General features: G+C 35.3%; 18 protein-coding genes. 11 read left to right on the forward strand and 7 right to left on the reverse strand.

Features of this window, described 5'->3' with window-relative positions:
- Positions 1–387, forward strand: a 387-nt coding sequence (locus tag A9G37_RS02785) for an integrase core domain-containing protein (protein WP_141671019.1), incomplete at its 5' end; no start/stop codon positions are given.
- Positions 388–524: 137 nt separating this feature from the next.
- On the opposite strand, the gene A9G37_RS02790 is transcribed toward A9G37_RS02785, so the two are convergent.
- Positions 525–989 (reverse strand): toxin VasX, encoded by a 465-nt coding sequence (locus A9G37_RS02790; RefSeq protein ID WP_141671020.1) that lies wholly within the window; start codon positions 987–989, stop codon positions 525–527.
- Entirely contained in the window at positions 961–1104 is a 144-nt protein-coding gene (locus A9G37_RS12475) for a type II toxin-antitoxin system PemK/MazF family toxin (protein WP_141671021.1), read from the reverse strand. Before A9G37_RS12475 ends, A9G37_RS02790 begins: the two co-directional genes overlap by 29 nt.
- Positions 1105–1345: 241 nt before the next feature.
- On the opposite strand from A9G37_RS12475, the gene nifJ reads away from it, so the two are divergent.
- Positions 1346–4885 carry a pyruvate:ferredoxin (flavodoxin) oxidoreductase gene (nifJ, locus tag A9G37_RS02795; protein ID WP_065574553.1) on the forward strand — a complete coding sequence of 1180 codons (3540 nt, stop codon included), beginning with the start codon at positions 1346–1348 and terminating at the stop codon, positions 4883–4885.
- A 264-nt stretch (positions 4886–5149) separates the two neighbouring features.
- Positions 5150–6337 (forward strand): pyridoxal phosphate-dependent aminotransferase, encoded by a 1188-nt coding sequence (locus A9G37_RS02800; protein WP_065574554.1) that lies wholly within the window; start codon positions 5150–5152, stop codon positions 6335–6337.
- A gap of 110 nt (positions 6338–6447) precedes the next feature.
- Here the strand turns inward: A9G37_RS02800 and A9G37_RS02805 are convergent, their stop codons facing one another.
- The 4 genes from A9G37_RS02805 to zapB form a co-directional block, all read right to left on the reverse strand.
- On the reverse strand, positions 6448–6987 hold the full coding sequence (locus tag A9G37_RS02805) for a C40 family peptidase (protein WP_080702319.1): 540 nt from the start codon (positions 6985–6987) through the stop codon (positions 6448–6450).
- On the reverse strand, positions 6935–8293 hold the full coding sequence (locus tag A9G37_RS02810; protein WP_034910972.1) for a DUF3482 domain-containing protein: 1359 nt from the start codon (positions 8291–8293) through the stop codon (positions 6935–6937). Before A9G37_RS02810 ends, A9G37_RS02805 begins: the two co-directional genes overlap by 53 nt.
- A gap of 1 nt (position 8294) precedes the next feature.
- Positions 8295–9602, reverse strand: a complete 1308-nt coding sequence (locus A9G37_RS02815) for a DUF2868 domain-containing protein (RefSeq protein WP_065574555.1) — start codon at positions 9600–9602, stop codon at positions 8295–8297.
- 78 nt (positions 9603–9680) lie between these two features.
- A complete protein-coding gene (zapB, locus tag A9G37_RS02820; protein ID WP_034910977.1) occupies positions 9681–9926 on the reverse strand; it encodes a cell division protein ZapB in 246 nt (81 codons plus the stop codon).
- A 100-nt stretch (positions 9927–10026) separates the two neighbouring features.
- Here zapB and tpiA point away from each other — a divergent pair, with 100 nt between their 5' ends.
- A complete protein-coding gene (tpiA, locus tag A9G37_RS02825) occupies positions 10027–10791 on the forward strand; it encodes a triose-phosphate isomerase (protein ID WP_065574556.1) in 765 nt (254 codons plus the stop codon).
- Positions 10792–10864: 73 nt separating this feature from the next.
- Here tpiA and A9G37_RS02830 read toward each other — a convergent pair whose 3' ends face one another.
- The gene (locus A9G37_RS02830; RefSeq protein ID WP_034910980.1) at positions 10865–11089 is read right to left on the reverse strand and encodes a helix-turn-helix domain-containing protein; all 225 of its coding nucleotides are present in this window, start codon (positions 11087–11089) and stop codon (positions 10865–10867) included.
- 150 nt (positions 11090–11239) lie between these two features.
- Between A9G37_RS02830 and A9G37_RS02835 the strand changes: the two genes are divergently transcribed.
- The 7 genes from A9G37_RS02835 (at position 11240) to A9G37_RS02865 (ending at position 18716) form a co-directional block, all read left to right on the forward strand.
- Positions 11240–11929: a LexA family transcriptional regulator gene (locus A9G37_RS02835; protein ID WP_065574557.1), complete on the forward strand. Its 690-nt coding sequence runs from the start codon at positions 11240–11242 to the stop codon at positions 11927–11929.
- Between the two features lie 274 nt (positions 11930–12203).
- Positions 12204–13322, forward strand: a complete 1119-nt coding sequence (gene mnmA / locus A9G37_RS02840) for a tRNA 2-thiouridine(34) synthase MnmA (RefSeq protein WP_065574558.1) — start codon at positions 12204–12206, stop codon at positions 13320–13322.
- 1 nt (position 13323) lies between these two features.
- Complete coding sequence (gene hflD / locus A9G37_RS02845) at positions 13324–13971, forward strand: high frequency lysogenization protein HflD (protein ID WP_051634187.1); 648 nt, start codon at positions 13324–13326, stop codon at positions 13969–13971.
- Between the two features lie 48 nt (positions 13972–14019).
- Positions 14020–15390, forward strand: coding sequence for an adenylosuccinate lyase (purB, locus tag A9G37_RS02850; protein WP_065574559.1), 1371 nt, complete (start codon positions 14020–14022; stop codon positions 15388–15390).
- 135 nt (positions 15391–15525) lie between these two features.
- Positions 15526–16446 carry a hydroxymethylbilane synthase gene (gene hemC / locus A9G37_RS02855; protein ID WP_065574560.1) on the forward strand — a complete coding sequence of 307 codons (921 nt, stop codon included), beginning with the start codon at positions 15526–15528 and terminating at the stop codon, positions 16444–16446.
- On the forward strand, positions 16443–17186 hold the full coding sequence (locus A9G37_RS02860) for a uroporphyrinogen-III synthase (RefSeq protein WP_034910987.1): 744 nt from the start codon (positions 16443–16445) through the stop codon (positions 17184–17186). Before hemC ends, A9G37_RS02860 begins: the two co-directional genes overlap by 4 nt.
- 99 nt (positions 17187–17285) lie before the next feature.
- A complete protein-coding gene (locus A9G37_RS02865; protein ID WP_065574561.1) occupies positions 17286–18716 on the forward strand; it encodes a uroporphyrinogen-III C-methyltransferase in 1431 nt (476 codons plus the stop codon).
- The last annotated feature ends 5 nt before the right edge of the window (positions 18717–18721 follow it).

An 18721-nucleotide genomic window follows, 5' to 3' on the forward strand; every position in this document is an offset into this window, starting at 1 on the left:
AATCGAGAAATAGTGGGGCGAAGTGCTGGCAGGCATAAAACAGCGGCACTGGTCATGCAAGCTATGAGTCAAATTCCAATGAACTTACAGACGATTGAGTTGTTTCATTCTGATAGAGGAAAAGAGTTTGATAATCATTTGATTGATGAATGTTTAACAGCATTTGGAATTAAACGGTCCTTAAGTCGCAAAGGCAGCCCCTATGATAACGCAATTGCAGAAAGCACATTCAAAGCAGTGAAAACAGAATTTGTGTCAAATACTATTTTTGATTCACTGGCGCAACTTAAATTGGAATTTAATCACTATGTGGATTGGTTTAATTATAATCGACTTCATTCAACATTAAATTACCAGTCGCCGATTGAATACAAAAGAAATCGATGACCTTATCTTTTTGGTACTAAAAAGTGTGGACATACCATCATCATGGTTTAAAAATATAGGGTATATTTCATTACCTTGTTGATTATCGGGCATTAGTCGATCTGTTATAAAATCAAAATCATAATCTAAAATTTGCTTTAATGAGTCTTCAGTGGCGACCTCGCACTTGCGTGTTGTTGCTGATTTTTCCATGCTTGAATATTGATTTCTTGCATTCTTGGTAATGGAGATCTGGTGCTTTCAAGCAACATTTCTTTGGTCCACGGAAATTCACTATAAGCAATGTAAGCTTTTTCGTGACGGAATGAATTAGGTATAGTAATAAACGAAGTTAATTCTGGATTTTGATCTAAATTAGGACATTTATAAGAATCATCATTGTTGTGTTCCGCTGTTGGAGCACTAAAAATGGAATGTTGTAAAGTCAACTGCCCCTTGTTATTGACTTCATAAACAATCCAACTTTTATCAATATCAGCTAAATTAACTTCGTCTAGTGAGTTTTGTACAAGACTAGGCAAATGAAGATAAATGAATCCTTCCCTTATTCGGCGAATATGATATTGGTAATCATCATTTAGGGGGGACTGTTGTGACTCCATCTAAATTTGCCCATGAAGGTTTTGAACGATTAAGATCGGTAGGAATAACAGTATAACGCACAGGAAATATAGCAAGCCCATCGCGTTGACAACCGCATTTTTCTTTCATATTCATTTGTTTTATCTTTTTCCGTTTTAGTATTTTTATTATTTTATCTATCTATTATTTAACCAAAAATATGCTTGATTTTTTAAATTAATTGATTTTTGTTTTTTTATCAATACTTTTGTCTAAAGTGGTAATGATAAAAAATTTAACATAAAAATAACGAAAAGCTATGTTAGTTTCTGATACAATAATACAAATTTATAATAAGTTAGTTATGTCCTAACACTATAAAATAAAAGGTTTTTTAATGATCATATCAGACGCTAATAGTGCGGTGTCATCCGTCGCTTATCGAGCAAACGAAGTCATTGCTATTTACCCAATAACACCAAGCTCAACTATGGCCGAGCAAGCTGGCACTTGGGCAGAATTTAACAAGCCAAACGTATTTGGTGATACACCAAGAGTGATTGAAATGCAGTCCGAAGCAGGCGCAATTGCAACCGTTCATGGTTCATTAATGACAGGTGCACTTGCAACATCGTTTACTTCATCACAAGGTTTGCTTTTAATGATCCCATCGCTGTACAAAATAGCCGGCGAACTGACTCCTTTTGTTTTGCATGTTGCAGCACGTACCGTTGCAACGCATGCTCTTTCAATTTTTGGCGATCATTCTGATGTGATGGCAATTAGGCAAACTGGTTTTGCGATGCTTTGTTCTAGCTCAGTGCAAGAAGCGCAGGATTTTGCTTTAATTTCGCAAATGGCCAGCTTTAATAGCCTTGTTCCTTTTGTTCATTTTTTTGATGGATTTAGAACCTCACATGAAGTTAATAAAATTTATCCAATAAGTGATGACCAAATCCGTAATTTATTACCACACGAAGCTATTAAAGCCTTTCGCTCACGAGCATTAACGCCTGATAAACCAGTAACTCGAGGTACATCAGCTAATCCTGATACATACTTTCAATGTCGAGAAGCGATAAATACTTATTATGATAATGTTTATCAACATGTTGTTGATGCTATGGATGCTTTTGCAGCAGAAACAGGCCGAAAGTATCAACCTTTTGAATATTATGGAGCTAGTGATGCTGAGCATATTATTATAGTTATGGGATCTGGTGCTAGCACCACCAAAGAAGTAGTGGATGTTTTACTTAAACAAAACGAAAAAGTCGGGATTGTGATCGTTAGGCTATTCCGCCCATTTTCAGCCAATCATCTGCTCGAAGTTATTCCAAGTACTGTTGATAAAATTGCTGTGCTTGATAGAACTAAAGAGCCAGGGGCCCAAGCCGAACCGCTTTATTTAGATATTATGACCGCATTTGCTGAAAGCCTGTCGCGCAAAGAACGCGCAACTATGCCTCTTATTATAGGTGGACGCTATGGGTTATCATCTAAAGAATTTGATCCTAAGTGTGTACTTGCCATTTTTACTGAACTTGGATTAGATAAACCCAAGCCACGTTTTACCGTTGGTATTTATGATGATATAACAGGGCTTTCTTTACCTTTACCTAACCAATCGATACCACAAAAATCTGCACTTGAAGCGTTATTTTATGGGCTTGGTAGTGATGGCACGGTATCTGCAACCAAAAATAATATTAAAATTATTGGTGATAATTCTCCTTTTTATGTGCAAGGATATTTTGTATATGACTCTAAAAAGGCAGGAGGTTTGACGACTTCACACTTACGAGTCAGCTTAGATCCAATTGATTCACCCTATTTAATTACCAGCGCACACTTTATTGGCTGCCACCAAGATCAGTTTATCGATAAATATCAAATTGTTGATAAGTTAAAGGACGATGGTATCTTTTTGCTTAACACGCCGTATAGCAAAGATGAAGTTTGGCATCGTCTACCTAAAGAAGTGCAAGCACAATTAATACAAAAACGAGCACACTTTTACATTGTCAATGCGGCAAAAATAGCTCGTGAATGTAATTTAGGCGCAAGAATTAATACCGTTATGCAGGCGGCATTCTTTCATCTAGCTGGAATTTTTAAAAACGATTTTAATATCGCCCAATTAAAAGAAGTCATTGCCAAAAGTTACAGCAGTAAAGGACAAGATTTAGTTGAAAATAACTGGAAAGCGCTCGACTTAGCTATAGCTTCGCTTGAACAAATACCACTTAGCTGTGTTGATCAAAGCAGTTCAACAATGCCATCTATTGTACCTGCTAACGCGCCTGATTTTGTTAAAACAGTCACTGCTGCAATGTTAGCTGGTTTAGGCGATAACTTGCCTGTATCAGCATTTCCGCCCGATGGAACTTGGCCTATAGGTACAACTAAGTGGGAAAAACGTAACATTGCTGAAGAGATCCCTATTTGGCAACCCGAACTGTGTACCCAATGTAATCATTGTGCGGTTGCTTGTCCTCATGCGGCTATTCGAGCTAAGGTTGTTGATCCTGATGAAATGATCAATACGCCTGATTCATTAAGCTCACTTGAAGTAAAAGCCCGTGATATGAAAGGTCAACGCTACGTCCTACAAGTAGCGCCAGAAGATTGTACTGGATGCAACTTATGTGTCGAAGTTTGCCCAGCTCGTGATCGTAATAATTTTGAAATTAAAGCCATTAACATGCAATCACGTATCGATAATCTTGAGACTCAACGAGCTAACTTTGAGTACTTTACTGCATTGCCTGATCGTGATATTAGCACGCTTGGACGCATTGATGTGCGTACATCGCAATTACTTACACCGTTATTTGAATATTCGGGTGCTTGCGCAGGTTGTGGGGAAACACCATACATCAAATTGTTGACCCAACTTTATGGTGACCATTTAGCGATTGCCAATGCCACTGGCTGTTCATCAATTTATGGTGGCAACCTTCCATCATCGCCTTATACTACTGATCGAAATGGTCGTGGACCTGCTTGGGCAAACTCATTATTTGAAGATAATGCAGAGTTTGCATTAGGATATCGTATTACTTATAACCAACATAAAAAACGGGCGTTACGTTTGCTTGATTATGTTGCTGGTGATATTTCGCCCGAAATAGTCATCGCCTTAAAATCACCAGAAACCTCTATAGCGGAAAAACGTCAACAAGTCGAGTTATTACGTGAACAGCTTGCACACTTAGATTCTTCGCAAGCACAAGAGTTGATGATAGGTGCAAATTATTTGGTAGATAAATCAGTTTGGGCTATTGGTGGCGATGGTTGGGCTTACGATATTGGATTCGGCGGGCTTGATCATGTTATGAGCTTAACTGATAACGTAAATATATTGGTATTAGACACTCAGTGTTATTCCAACACTGGAGGCCAACAATCAAAAGCCACTCCAATGGGCGCTGTATCAAAATTTGCTGATTTAGGTAAGCATAAAGCACGTAAAGATCTTGGTGTTAGTGTAATGATGTACGGTCATGTATATGTAGCACAAATTGCGTTAGGCTCGCAACTAAATCAAACACTTAAAGCATTACAAGAAGCCGAAGCTTATGATGGACCATCTTTAGTTATTGCTTATAGTCCTTGTGAGGAACATGGCTATGATCTGGCTAAATCGCATGAACAAATGAAAGATCTAGTTAAATCAGGATTCTGGCCTTTGTATCGTTACGACCCACGCCGTATGGCAGAAGGCAAACCAGGATTAGTGCTAGATTCCAAAACACCAACTAGTGAGTCATTAACTGGTATCTTACTAAAAGAACAACGTTTCCGTCGTTTAGAAACACTTGAACCTGTAATTGCAAATACCTTGCATGAACGTTCAACAAAAATGGCAAATTCTAAATATAAATTCTTACAGATGCTAGCAACCTATTCGGATATTGAAACACCCAGCAGATAGCTAACAATAGCTATACAGGTAATTACAAACCATTATAAAGGGCTGTTATTAATAACAGTCCTTTTTTATTACCGCATTTGAGCAATAAAGCACTAGAATTGTGCATATTCCGATCACTATAGTTCATATAACAAGCTAATATCACTAACTTTATGTTATTGAGTACTATATAAATCAATTATCCAATGATTATTAAAAACTTGGTATTATTTTTGCATGATTAATAATTGACCACATAAAAATTAATTAAATGGGAGGTGAATCATGATATCCAATTTAAACGTCAGTAGAAGAAAATTAATCACATTTTCCAGTGCAGCAATTGCAGGGCTATCTATTAATCAATTATTATCTAAAGCTCATGCAATAGAATCACAAAACTCGATTTCATTCTCTCTACCTATGCTTGAAAATGTAGCAACACCTGATATTAATAATCCAGTAAGGCTCAACTTTAATGAAAATGCGCTTGGTATGTCGCCACGTGCAAAACAAGCTGTAATTGATGCTGTACCAAAAGCTAATCGCTATGCCAAAGCCGAAATGCCATTGCTTAATAAACGATTAGCTAAACATCATAAAGTCGATGATACTCAAATTTTATTAACTGCGGGGTCCTCAGAAGGAATTCGTAGTGCTATTGCTGCATTTGTTAAGCCAAATACTCAATTAGTCATTCCAGAACTTACTTATGGTGATGGAGAACATTTTGCAAAGATCTTTAATTTAAAAATTACCAAAGTACCAAGTTTGCCAGATTGGCAGATTGATATAAAAGGCATACAAAAAGCTGCTGAAAACTATAATGGATTTTCAATTGTTTATTTGGTTAATCCAAACAATCCAACTTCGACAGTTTTTGCTACAAGTGCAATTGAATCTTGGATAAAAAGTAAGCCTAAAAATACTATTTTTATTGTTGACGAAGCCTATGCTGAATTTGTTAATGATCCTGCATTTGAATCGGTGGATAAATTAATTACACAAGGTTGTGACAATATTATATTGCTTAAAACATTCTCAAAAATCCATGCTATGGCAGGGTTACGAGTGGGTTATGTGGTCAGTTCAGTTGAAAATGTTAAGAATATAGCTCAATATGTTGCTGGTGAAAAACTTAATTACTGTGGTGTTTGCGCAGCTCTCGCATCAATAGATGATCAACCCTTTTTAACATACTCTAAAAAAGCGGTTGATGTATCAAGGCAAATTATGGAAAAAGCATTGTCTGAACTAGGTTTGCATTATTTAAAATCCCAAACTAATTTTATGTTTCACAAAAGCCCAATTGATTTGAAAGATTATCGAGAACTAATGAAAAATAATTTTGTATTAATTGGTAGAGATTTCGCACCAGCAACAAATTGGTGTCGAATATCGCTTGGTTCGCCTAGCGAAATGCTTTACGTTGCAAATGTAATGCGTGAATTAAAAGAAAAAGGAAAAATTTAAATTAACTGCTTATTCTAAAGCTCTTTAAATATTAGCTAATTTAAAGAGCTTTATTTTTATTATGAGCCGTTAAAATTGAATTATTCATTGAGAATAATGACGAAAAAAATTTAGCTACCCATAATACGACGCGTCATCCAATAATGTTTTTTCCAATAACTATCATTTAAGTTTGAATAAATTACACCTTTTGATGTTGAAGCGTGTAAAAATTTGCCATCTGCATAATAAATTCCAACATGTAGACCACTACGGCTGCGACCTGTCTTAAAGAATACTAAGTCACCTGCTTTAGGGGTGTTTACCTTAACACCCAACCGAGCTTGTTCAGCAGCACTTCTTGGTAAGTTTTTTGAAAGTTTATTTTTAAAAAAGTTCATTACAAAACCTGAACAATCACTTCCAGCTAAAGTCGTACCACCATAACGGTATGGCGTGTTTTGCCATTTTTTATAGTGAGATTCTATTTTAGCTAACATGGTTAGATTAGGACTAGGTTTAGTTTTCTTAATAGAAACCTGACGTTGGGTAGTACTACAACCAAACAACATGAAAATAGAAAAAAACAATATAGTTATTAAAAAACGTTTTTTCACGTTAGTACAGTTGCCGAGCAACGTCCCTAATAGTTGATTGTCTTTTTTTATCATTTCTTTTTGTTCCTTTATTTAACGTTGACCAATACGAATAACGCCTAGCCAATTTTAAGCTTTTAGGCAACACGCCTTTTTCCCATTCAGTTTTATCTATTTTAGATAACCTAACTGGGCTAGTGTCCGCATGGCTACGATGATTCAAACTTTCTTTAAGGCGAATTAAGCGCAAAGAAAGAAAACAAATAATAACATCATCAACACTTAACTTTCTATATCCCGAAAGCTGATACCGAACTCTAGAACCATAATGTTTTGCAGTCTGCATTAAACTACCAACTGCGGCACCAATTAACGCTGCTGAGCCAAGTGAGATACCTCCGGTCGCTAAATCAATACTAGCACCAATTGTCGCCCCCTGAACAAAGCCTTTAGTCAAATGAGTACCCATCATTTTTAGAGCATCAATATTAAATAGGTCAGCATTATAGCGACCTTTTATTAAAGGTAAATTCTCTTCACTTTCTTGATTTGAATCAAATTGATACAATTTTAATAATTCATTGATCGCTATTTGTTCTCGCTTTCTAACTTTATCTTGCATATCAGCAATTGCCTGCACATCTTCTGTTTTAGCCATTTCATAAAAGGCTGTAACATCAACGAGTGTTTCGGCAATAATCAGATTAGCGGTTTGATTTCGAGAATTACGAATTTGTGCAATTTTATCTAGCCAGTTATCTAATATAACCTTAGCAGGTTCAACCAGTAAGGCAAGGCTATGATATAAACGTTCTTCACCATCCATAGGAGGAAATATAGCATCGAACCTAATAATAGCATGAATCCCAATGCGTGACAGCAATCTTTTCCATTCCTTTTCATTTTGGTTGTTGTCTGCAGTAAAATTTAAAACAGCTAATATGGGCTTATCACTATTGGATAAAATAGCTAATTCATCGTGATACTTTGCCAATACTGGCTCTCGTACATCTATCACGTAGATAGCCGCATCACTATTTAGTAGTTGCTTAATGACTTTAGCTTCTTGATTAAATACGTTTTCAGACTCTGGGCTTTGTAAAAAAAATGTTAATTTATCGACACCATCAAGTTTTGCATTAGTAGGAAGTAATTGGTTAATATAATCATAAAGTGCTAAACTGTCTTCTAATCCTGGGGTATCATAAAAAATTATTGATTTATTATGCTCAAGTGGCAATGTTATTGATTCAACGTGTCTTGTGGTGCCAGGGCTATCAGATACATTTCCAAAATGACTATTACGAATTAAGGTGCGTAGTAAAGATGTTTTGCCGACATTGGCATGACCAACCACTGCTAATTTTAATGTTGATAGCATTTTACAGAGCCTCGCTTAGCCAGTCAGGTTGAGCCAACTGTAAAGATAATGATTGCCAATTATGATACTGTTTACCTTGATTAATAAACCAAATACGAGTTTGCTGAGATTTATTGATCAGTTGATTAATAAAATTCAATACTCCCCTATCTGGCGCTCTATCGGTATCAACCGCAATTAATAATTTTTGAGCTGGCGTTAATTGCAAATAATCTAAAATATTACTGCGCTGTTCACGGGTATTTAAAAAACCTAAAAATGAGACAGACTCAGGGTAATGCCAACTTTCTTGCACATCGATGGCAACCAAAAAATTACCTTCAGCAGCTTCTATTGAATGTGTTGAAAAATGCCACTGGTGACTATTGTGACCTAATTTATCAGCATCTTCAATATTCACAAATAATGGCTGCAACCGATTTGCTAATATTTGATAATCAGGATGAGAGATATTTAGCTGAATTCGACGACTACTAATAAGCCAATTAACACCACAAAACACCATACACAAAAACCGCAGCATTAATCCATAAACAATAAATACACCTAACAGCCAAACAGCCCACGATGATCGAATTTCACCAGCACTTAACGCATGTTCGCTTAGTTTTATAACTTCGTCTTTTGGAATTTCAAAGCCAAGTAATGACGGTAAATAGCCTAAATAATGAGTTAAACCAATAATCGTATCAGAACTGAGCAAAGTGGTTTGCCATTCAAAACTATAATGCTTAGTTGAAAATAGCACAACTAAAACTAATAATGCACAACTTAAAATCACAGTCCAAAACAGGTTAAGCACAAATCCAATAAGCCAACGAATACGAGAGCCAAATAGTTCAACAAATGCAGGGATCAGTTGTTGCACTGTCTTTTTTTGAGAAAGCTTTTTAGCCAACCATAACCAACAATGAATCAACAAACTACCACCAAAATTGGAAAAGAGGAAAAACGAACCAAGCCAAATAGTTAGCGTAATTAAATGAACTCCTAATAAACTAAAAAGCGCCCAATACAAATTGATAGGGTTTTGACTTAACGCCCCCAATGCTAATGAACCACCTAAAAAAACAGATAGTAACAGCAATAATACAAAAGACAACTTTACCGATCGCAAAAGTACTTTTTGCGCCAAATACAATCCATTTTGTTTAGACAACATGATTGCACGCATCACAATTCGATCTGAAAGCGATATTTGTTCGGCTCTTACTTGTCGGTTGATATCTTGATCAGCAAACTGCCCAGATTCTGTTTCAATTAAATGGATCGTTTCGGTCAACCAAAGTGATTTTAGCTTTTGTCGCATTAGACTTAATCTTCAACATTATAGTAAATAAAATATAAAAGAAACGCGACATAAGTCGCGTTCATAAAGTCGAATCAATTATTGTGTAATTTCACCAATTTTACTTAATAAAGTTTGAATACGTTGTTGCCATACTTGCTGATCTTGTTTTAACTTTTCGTTTTCGTCACGTAGTGCTTTCATTTCATCTGAACTATCATTAATTAATTGCTCTAACTCTTGATTGCCTTTTCTTAAGGTTGCAATCTCTTGTTGTAATGTATTGATAGTATTTATAGTATGTTGGATTCGACTTTCTAATTGATTTAGTATTTCTAATGACATATTTTTCCTCAAGCTCAAATTATTTGGTGTATAATGCTAATCATTATACCGAATTCATTCTAAAATCAACACCTTTTTAAATCTTAAGTTGGAGAAAATTATGCGAAAACCTCTCGTTATGGGTAACTGGAAATTAAACGGTAGTTTGGATATGGCTAAAAGCTTAGTCGCAGGACTAAAAAGTGAGCTATCAAACGACACAGCATGTGATATTGCAATTGCACCACCTGTTGTATACCTTGATTTTGTAAAACACCAATTAAGTGGATCTAATATTATTTTAGGAGCACAAGATGTTGGTATTAATTTGTCAGGTGCTTTTACTGGCGAAGTATCAGTTAACATGTTAAAAGAAATTGGCGTGACTCATATTATTATTGGACATTCTGAACGCCGAACTTATCACAAAGAATCTGATGAATTTATTGCAAAAAAATTTGGTGTAATTAAAGAAGCTAGTTTAGTGCCTGTATTATGTATTGGCGAAACCGAAGCAGAAAACGAAGCTGGTCAAACACAAGCTGTTTGCGCACGCCAAATTGATGCTGTAATAAAAGCACTTGGTGTTCAAGCATTTAACGGTGCGGTTATTGCTTATGAACCAATCTGGGCTATTGGAACTGGCAAATCTGCAACTCCAGCACAAGCACAAGCTGTTCACAAATTCATTCGTGATCATATTGCTAAACAAGATGCAAAAGTAGCACAACAAGTAACCATTCAATATGGTGGTTCAGTTAATGATAAAAATGCTGCTGAACTATTTACTCAACCCGACATTGATGGCGCATTAGTTGGTGGTGCATCACTAAAAGCTGATGCTTTTGCGGCAATTGTTAAAGCGGCTGAACAAGCTAAAAAATAACGCATAAATATGTCGAATAACAAAGTAAAAAGACGCTTAATTTAGCGTCTTTTTATCATTTAAATTAATATCATTATTTAGCCTTAGTCGGATAACGTGTAGGCCAAATTTTTTCGACAGGTACTTGTAAATAATCAGAAATAATTCGTTCATACTTAGGGCAATGACGATATAATGCGTTTCTTAAAGTATCAGCCTGCAAACCACTAGCTCTAGACAATGCTCTTAAATTTCCGCCTCTAATTTTAATTTCGCCTACAACTCTAGATGGTGCCCAGTCTTGATCTTGCTCTCTCATTATGAGATCCTCTATTAGTTAAATTCTTACTATTGTAAAGATTATCGATAATACAATGTTCAAAAGATATGAATTTATATAGAACAGAATAACACAGAAAAAAACGATTTAAAACAATAAAAACAATAAAAAAATGGAATAGAGGAAAAAATGTTCGAAAATGAAATAAAAAACCAAATCGAAAAAGAAAAAACACGAACCCTAACTAATACAGGGGTCATTAATTTTAAAAATCGATTAAGCCTAGTGTTAGAAGGTCTTTCAGGTAATGCCTTTGCTAAAAAAGTTGGCATGTCAGAAGCTGTAATAAGAGATTACTTATCAGGTAAAACCTACCCATCACTAAATAGATTAGCCATCATAGCCCAAAAATGTAATGTTCCTATTGAATGGTTAGTAACTGGAAAAGGAAAATGTCGATTATTATCTGATTCAGATACTCAAGATTCAGTATATATTCCATTCCACCATTTAAATAATATGGTGAAATCTTACTCAAAAATCGAATCAATCCCATTTGATATTAATTTAATAAAGCATCAAGGCTGTAATTACGAAGACTTAGTCGCCGTATGGGCAAAAGGTGATAGCATGGAGCCAACAATATCAAATCATGATATTCTTATTATTGATAAAGCGCATTACAAACCGATCGATGGCTATTTGTATGCTGTTGAATATGAGGATCAAATCAGTATAAAACGCATTCAAAATCAAGGAGCAAACTTAGCTTTACTTTGCGACAATCCTAAGTATCCAACCATTATTGGGGATAAGCATGAACCGCAAGAATTTAAAATTATTGGGCATGTAGTTTATCTTCTAAAAGATCTTAACTAAAACCCATTTAAGCTTGGGCTAATTACAGCTTTATCGGCTTCGACGGTAAGGCTGTTTTAATGTATTTAACTCTCGTTTTTTTCTATGAATACCAAAGTAAAAAATGTCAAAAAGTTTCAGGTAACTATGTGTTTCAGTATAAAATCAATGTAAAGCTATTATAAAAAATAAATTAACTTAACAATCGTTGTCAGCATAACTTTATGCTTTTTTCGCTAGTTATGCTAGAATTAGCACTAAATTTTTTATTAGTTTTACCTATTAATATAATATTATGCCAAATATAAACACTCGAAAAAAAGTCGTTGTCGGAATGTCTGGTGGCGTTGATTCTTCAGTTTCTGCTTATTTATTACAACAACAAGGATATGATGTTGTTGGGCTATTTATGAAAAATTGGGAAGAAGACGACACAGAAGAATATTGCTCTGCCGCCGTTGACTTAGCCGATGCGCAAGCAGTTTGTGACAAATTAAATATAAAATTACATACTGTCAATTTTGCTGCCGAATATTGGGACAACGTATTTGAGCACTTTTTATCGGAATACAAAGCAGGCCGAACGCCAAATCCTGATATTTTATGTAATAAAGAAATAAAATTTAAAGCGTTTTTAGAATATGCGGCCGAAGATCTTGACGCAGACTTTATTGCCACAGGGCATTATGTCCGTAAACGTCAAACAGGTGATAAAGTAGAATTATTACGAGGGATCGACAATAACAAAGATCAAAGCTACTTTCTTTACACCCTTAGCGAAGCACAAGTAAACCAAAGCTTATTTCCTGTTGGTGAACTCGAAAAACCTGAAGTGCGAAAAATTGCACAACAGCTTGGTTTAGCGACCGCTGCTAAAAAAGACTCAACTGGCATCTGCTTTATTGGTGAACGTAAATTTAGTGACTTTTTAGCACGATATTTACCCGCTCAAGCAGGTAACATTCGCACTATTGATGGCGAGATTATTGGTCAACATCAAGGCTTGATGTATCACACATTAGGGCAACGCAAAGGGCTTGGTATTGGTGGTTTAAAACAAGCTGACGACACACCATGGTATGTTGTTGACAAAGATCTTACCAATAACGAATTGATTGTGGCACAAGGCCACGATCATCCAGCACTCCTTTCTGAAGGATTAATTGCTCAACAACTTCATTGGGTTGATCGTAAAGTAGTAACAAAACCATTTAGCTGTACTGTAAAAACACGTTATCGTCAACAAGACATAGCCTGCCAAGTAATACCATTAACCGATGACAAAATTAAAGTCATATTTGATAATCCTGTTGTAGCTGTTACACCAGGTCAGTCTGCTGTCTTTTATAAAGATGAAGTATGTCTTGGTGGTGGTATTATAGAAGAACGAATTACAAACAGTAAGGAAGACTAACGTGAATAATAAATACCACCATATTGCTATTGCCCTCGCTGGTGCGACACAAAGTGCAATACTGGTGCCACAACTTGCTAACACAGGCGTTTGTAATGCTACACTTTATGAACAAGCAATAAAAAGCTTGTTTAAAACCTCGCCAAAAACAACGGATGATGTTTATGATGGTATTAAAAATATCAAAACAGGATTACAAACAATAATACAATTATTATTATCAGGACAAAAAGAACAAGTCCAAATTATTCGTTACCTGTTTGGTACAATTGGCATTACTAGCAAATTATTAAAAAATGATGACGCATTAGATAAAATTGACCAACGATTAAAACGCATTTCAGGGCTTTATCTAGACATAAATGATGAAACTATTAGTACTAATATTGATGATCTGTCCTATTCATTAGCCGGAATTTATTCTGATATCATCAGCCCAATATCAACAAAAATAAAAGTTGTTGGGAAAATCGAATTTTTACAAAACACATTGGTACAAGCAAAAGTAAGAACAGCTCTTTTGGGATGTGTTCGATCGGCTATTTTATGGTATCAAGTTGGTGGAAATCGTTTTCAGTTTCTTTTTTGCCGTAAACGCATTTGCAAAGCAGCACAAGAGCTATTAGACCAAATTAATTGCGCAAACTAATTTGCACTTTATAACTGATATTTCAAATATTGTAACGGAGTAAAACCGATGGAATTATCTGCACTCACTGCCCTTTCGCCAATTGACGGGCGTTATGGTGACAAAACCACAGAGTTACGTACCATTTTTAGCGAATATGGTTTATTAAAATACCGTGTTCAGGTCGAGGTTTGTTGGCTACAAAAATTAGCTTCACAAGCAGATATTTTAGAGGTTCCAACATTAAGTCAATCAGCTATTAATCATCTTAATCAAATTGTAGACCAATTTAGTATGCAAGATGCAAGTCGCATTAAAGAAATCGAAAAAACCACTAATCACGATGTTAAAGCTGTAGAATATTTTCTAAAAGAAAAAGTAAGCACTCATGAAGAATTACACGCCATTAATGAGTTTATCCATTTTGCCTGCACATCAGAAGACATTAACAACTTATCTTATGCGTTAATGCTAAAAACAGCTCGAGAAGCTGTCTTAGTGCCATATTGGAATAAACTCATTGATAAAATCACCTCACAAGCTATCGCTTATCGTGATTTACCGCTACTTTCAAGAACACATGGTCAACCCGCTACGCCATCAACCATAGGTAAAGAGTTTGCTAATGTAGCCTACCGCTTAAAGCGCCAATTAAAACAACTAAAATCGGTTGAAATACTAGGTAAGATTAATGGTGCAACAGGTAATTATAATGCACATATGGTTGCTTATCCGCAAGTGAACTGGCATAAATTTAGTGAGAATTTTGTTAACTCGCTAGGACTAAAATGGAATCCTTATACCACCCAAATAGAACCGCATGACTATATTGCCGAATTCTTTGATTGTGTAGCACGCTTTAATACCATAATAATCGACTTTGATCGAGATATTTGGGGATATATTTCACTAAATCACTTTAAACAAAAAACTATTGCTGGCGAGATTGGATCTTCAACTATGCCACACAAAGTTAATCCTATTGACTTCGAAAATTCAGAAGGCAATTTAGGGATTGCCAACGCAATTATGAACCATTTAGGTAGCAAATTACCGATTTCCCGCTGGCAACGTGATTTAACCGATTCTACAGTGTTGCGTAATCTAGGTGTAGGTATTGGTTATGCCATTATAGCTTATCAATCAACCCTAAAAGGATTAAACAAACTCGAAGTCAACCAAGACCACTTACTTGAAGAACTTAATCGCAACTGGGAAGTATTAGCCGAGCCAATTCAAACAGTAATGCGCCGTTATGGTATTGAAAAACCTTACGAAAAATTAAAAGAATTAACTCGAGGCAAAAGAGTTGATGCAAAAGGCATGCAAGAATTTATTGACTCATTAGATCTACCCGAAAGTGAAAAAACACGATTAAAACAGTTAACACCAGCTAACTATATTGGTTATGCCGTTAGCTTTGTTGACAATTTAGAATAACAACTTAAATTCAAATAGCCTGATACAGTCACACCCTATCAGGCCATATTGACTTTCAGGTGATCATATTAATCACACTAGTGTAGAAATTACTCATTAAATATAAATCACCTAAACCAAAAATAGGGAAATTAATTGAACATTCGCATTGCAACTCGTAAAAGCCCATTAGCGCTATGGCAAGCAAATTTTGTTAAGCAACAAATTTTAACTAATCACCCAAATTTGACTGTGGAATTAATTCCCATGGTAACTAAAGGTGATGTATTGCTAGACAGCCCTTTATCAAAAATTGGTGGTAAAGGTCTTTTTGTAAAACAACTAGAACAAGCAATATTAAATAACGAAGCAGATATTGCAGTCCATTCAATAAAAGACATCCCTGCTGAGTTTCCTGAAGGATTAACACTAGCCACAATTTGCAAGCGAGATGATGTACGTGATAGCTTCATTTCAAATAAATATTCAAATATAGATGAGCTACCCAATGGTGCGATAATTGGTACATCAAGTTTACGACGTCAATGTCAATTGCGGGCAAAATATCCCCATTTACAAATTAAAGATCTTCGTGGCAATGTCGGCACTCGTTTAGCTAAACTGGATAATAAGCAATACGATGCCATCATCTTAGCCTCAGCGGGGTTAAAGCGTTTAACATTAGAAGACAGAATCAAACAATATATTGATACTGACTTAATTTTACCTGCTGTCGGACAAGGTGCTATTGGTATTGAAACTCGATCAGATGATAAGCAAATATTAGAAATTCTTTCAGTGCTTGATGACAAACATAGCCGAGTTTGTATTGAAGCAGAAAGAGCAATGAATAAAGCCTTACAAGGCGGATGCCAAGTGCCCATTGCTAGTTATAGCCAATTAAATAACAATATTTTATCACTACAAGGCCTTGTTGGACGCATTGACGGTTCTAGAATAATCAAAGGGACATTAGAAGGTAGTATAACTGAAGCCAAAAAGTTAGGACAAGAATTAGCAAAACGCTTATTAGATCAAGGTGCAAAAGCAATATTAAAGGAATTAAATGGCGGATGATTTATGTAACTAGACCCTCTCCAGAGGGTGAAAACCTTACCCAACTATTTGCTCAAGCAAATTTGCCTGTACAACATCTTCCATTTTTTACTATTTCACAAGGCAATGACCTACTAAATTTACAACAACAACTGAATAAACTTTTACCTAACGATATTGTGATCGTTGTTTCACCACAAGTTACACACATCATTAAAGCCTATATTGGCAATCTAATATTACCAACTAATATTCGGTATTACGCAATAGGAAAAAAGTCAGCACAATTATTTAATCAGCTCACCACAACTAAAGTCAATTATCCAGAGCAAGAAAACAGTGAAGGATTATTGATAAAACTACAACAAGAATCTGTACAAAATCATACTGTTTTAATTTTATGCGGTAATTCAGGTCGGCAATTATTAGCTCAAACACTAACAAATCGAAAAGCCAAGGTAAAATCAATAACGTGTTACTGCCGTGAACCAATCACCTACCCGCCAAAGATATTATCTAGTAATATTGAAAATCAAATCATCATTATCACTAGTTTAGAACACTTAATCCAGCTTGAGTTATATATTAATCTTGAACATAAAATGCATGCTAATCTTGTGGTAACAAGTCAACGAATTTTTGCAAAAGCGAAACAACTTAATTGGCAAAAAATCTTACTGGTCAATAACGCAAATAATCAAAATATTTTTAAATCTGTTATGATAAATTATACTATAGCCGATAATATAAATAATCTATGACACTTGCTTATTAAGACAATAATTAAAATTTATTTAAAACAATGTTAACTCTATGTCATAATGCAACATAAATTTCTAGAAATCTAAATGAGGTTATTTATGCCACCAAAATATTACGGTGCCAATGCAACACTTTCAACAATAAACACAACTTCGTTTAGTCAAATAACGATAACAGCGGTTCAAAATGAAGCGAATAACACTATGAAAGAAGATAAAAAAAATCAAACAACCACTCAATCCAATCCATCAGTGAAATCTAAATCCCAACCTAATAACAGTGTTAGCGGTAACACTAATAACACAAGCAAATCACCCGTTTCAAAACTATCAATAATTGCTATAGCATTAACCGTTTGCTTAGGTGGTTTGGGGCTTTATTATGGTCAACAGGAAATTAAAAAACAAAAAAAAACCATCTCAATATTACAAACTGAACTGGCCAATTTAAAACAAACAACCAAGCAAAGTATAACAAATGATTTACAAAGTAGTATTACCGACGCAGTTAATAAACAAAATCAGCAATTCAATTCACTAGAACAGCGTGTTGATCGTAAACTGAGTGATCAAAAACAGCTACAGCAACAATTAACAACTCAAATTAATGATTCACAAAAGTTGACAGAACAAAGCTTACAAAATATCAATGAACGCTTAGCAGCAATGTCAACAAGTGATCACAATGTTTGGTTAATTTCACAAGCCAATTACTTAGTACATTTAGCTGGACGTAAAATTTGGAGTGACCAAGACTACACATCCGCACGATTACTACTAAAAAGTGCCGACGAAAGCCTAACCCAAGCTGATGACCCAAGCCTATTGCCTGCAAGACAAGCAATTAGTAAGGATATTAATTCACTTGCTCAAGTAAGCTTTACTGATACCGATGGCATTATTATGAATTTAATCGGTTTATCAGAATCGCTTACCGAATTACCTTTAGTAGGTAATTATAAAGATATCGATCTTGGCATGACACAATATGCCGAAGATGCTACAAACACACCACAAACAAACATTAGCAATATAGCTAATGATAATAATAGTGAGGTATCATCATCGGTTAACGATTGGTCTGATAATTTATTAAACAGTACCAAGACTTTTATGGATAAATTTATCACCATAGAAAAACTTGATGACAAAGAGACCAACTTTAAGGCTTGCTTAGAACAAGCAGGACAAGACGAAAAACAAATCGTCAAATGCCAAATATTAAAAGCACCACTGAATTTGGAACAGTCGCTTTACCTACGTGAAAACATCCGCTTCCGTTTATTGATTGCAGCGCAAGCCGTACCAAGACATCAAGAACTTATTTACCAACGTGCACTAAATGAAACCGCAATTTGGGTTAATGCTTATTTTGATGGGAATGCTCCAAGCGTTAAAGCATTTATTAATGAACTTGAGAATTTGCAAAATCAATCAATCAGCAATCAAAATGTGCCTGAAAGCCTAACTAGCATTGGCGAACTTGAAAAATTAATGCAAACCCGCGTTCGCTCAATGTTGTCAAAATAGGAGAA

Source organism: Gilliamella sp. GillExp13 (assembly GCF_001690815.1).
Taxonomy (GTDB): domain Bacteria; phylum Pseudomonadota; class Gammaproteobacteria; order Enterobacterales; family Orbaceae; genus Gilliamella; species Gilliamella bombi.

Bases quoted from the DNA above. Each gene is read 5' to 3' on its own strand.
- A9G37_RS02790 (WP_141671020.1), bottom strand. From the start codon at position 989: ATGGAGTCACAACAGTCCCCCCTAAATGATGATTACCAATATCATATT.
- A9G37_RS12475 (WP_141671021.1), bottom strand. From the start codon at position 1,104: ATGAATATGAAAGAAAAATGCGGTTGTCAACGCGATGGGCTTGCTATA.
- nifJ (WP_065574553.1), top strand. From the start codon at position 1,346: ATGATCATATCAGACGCTAATAGTGCGGTGTCATCCGTCGCTTATCGA.
- A9G37_RS02800 (WP_065574554.1), top strand. From the start codon at position 5,150: ATGATATCCAATTTAAACGTCAGTAGAAGAAAATTAATCACATTTTCC.
- A9G37_RS02805 (WP_080702319.1), bottom strand. From the start codon at position 6,987: ATGATAAAAAAAGACAATCAACTATTAGGGACGTTGCTCGGCAACTGT.
- A9G37_RS02810 (WP_034910972.1), bottom strand. From the start codon at position 8,293: ATGCTATCAACATTAAAATTAGCAGTGGTTGGTCATGCCAATGTCGGC.
- A9G37_RS02815 (WP_065574555.1), bottom strand. From the start codon at position 9,602: ATGCGACAAAAGCTAAAATCACTTTGGTTGACCGAAACGATCCATTTA.
- zapB (WP_034910977.1), bottom strand. From the start codon at position 9,926: ATGTCATTAGAAATACTAAATCAATTAGAAAGTCGAATCCAACATACT.
- tpiA (WP_065574556.1), top strand. From the start codon at position 10,027: ATGCGAAAACCTCTCGTTATGGGTAACTGGAAATTAAACGGTAGTTTG.
- A9G37_RS02830 (WP_034910980.1), bottom strand. From the start codon at position 11,089: ATGAGAGAGCAAGATCAAGACTGGGCACCATCTAGAGTTGTAGGCGAA.
- A9G37_RS02835 (WP_065574557.1), top strand. From the start codon at position 11,240: ATGTTCGAAAATGAAATAAAAAACCAAATCGAAAAAGAAAAAACACGA.
- mnmA (WP_065574558.1), top strand. From the start codon at position 12,204: ATGCCAAATATAAACACTCGAAAAAAAGTCGTTGTCGGAATGTCTGGT.
- purB (WP_065574559.1), top strand. From the start codon at position 14,020: ATGGAATTATCTGCACTCACTGCCCTTTCGCCAATTGACGGGCGTTAT.
- A9G37_RS02860 (WP_034910987.1), top strand. From the start codon at position 16,443: ATGATTTATGTAACTAGACCCTCTCCAGAGGGTGAAAACCTTACCCAA.
- A9G37_RS02865 (WP_065574561.1), top strand. From the start codon at position 17,286: ATGCCACCAAAATATTACGGTGCCAATGCAACACTTTCAACAATAAAC.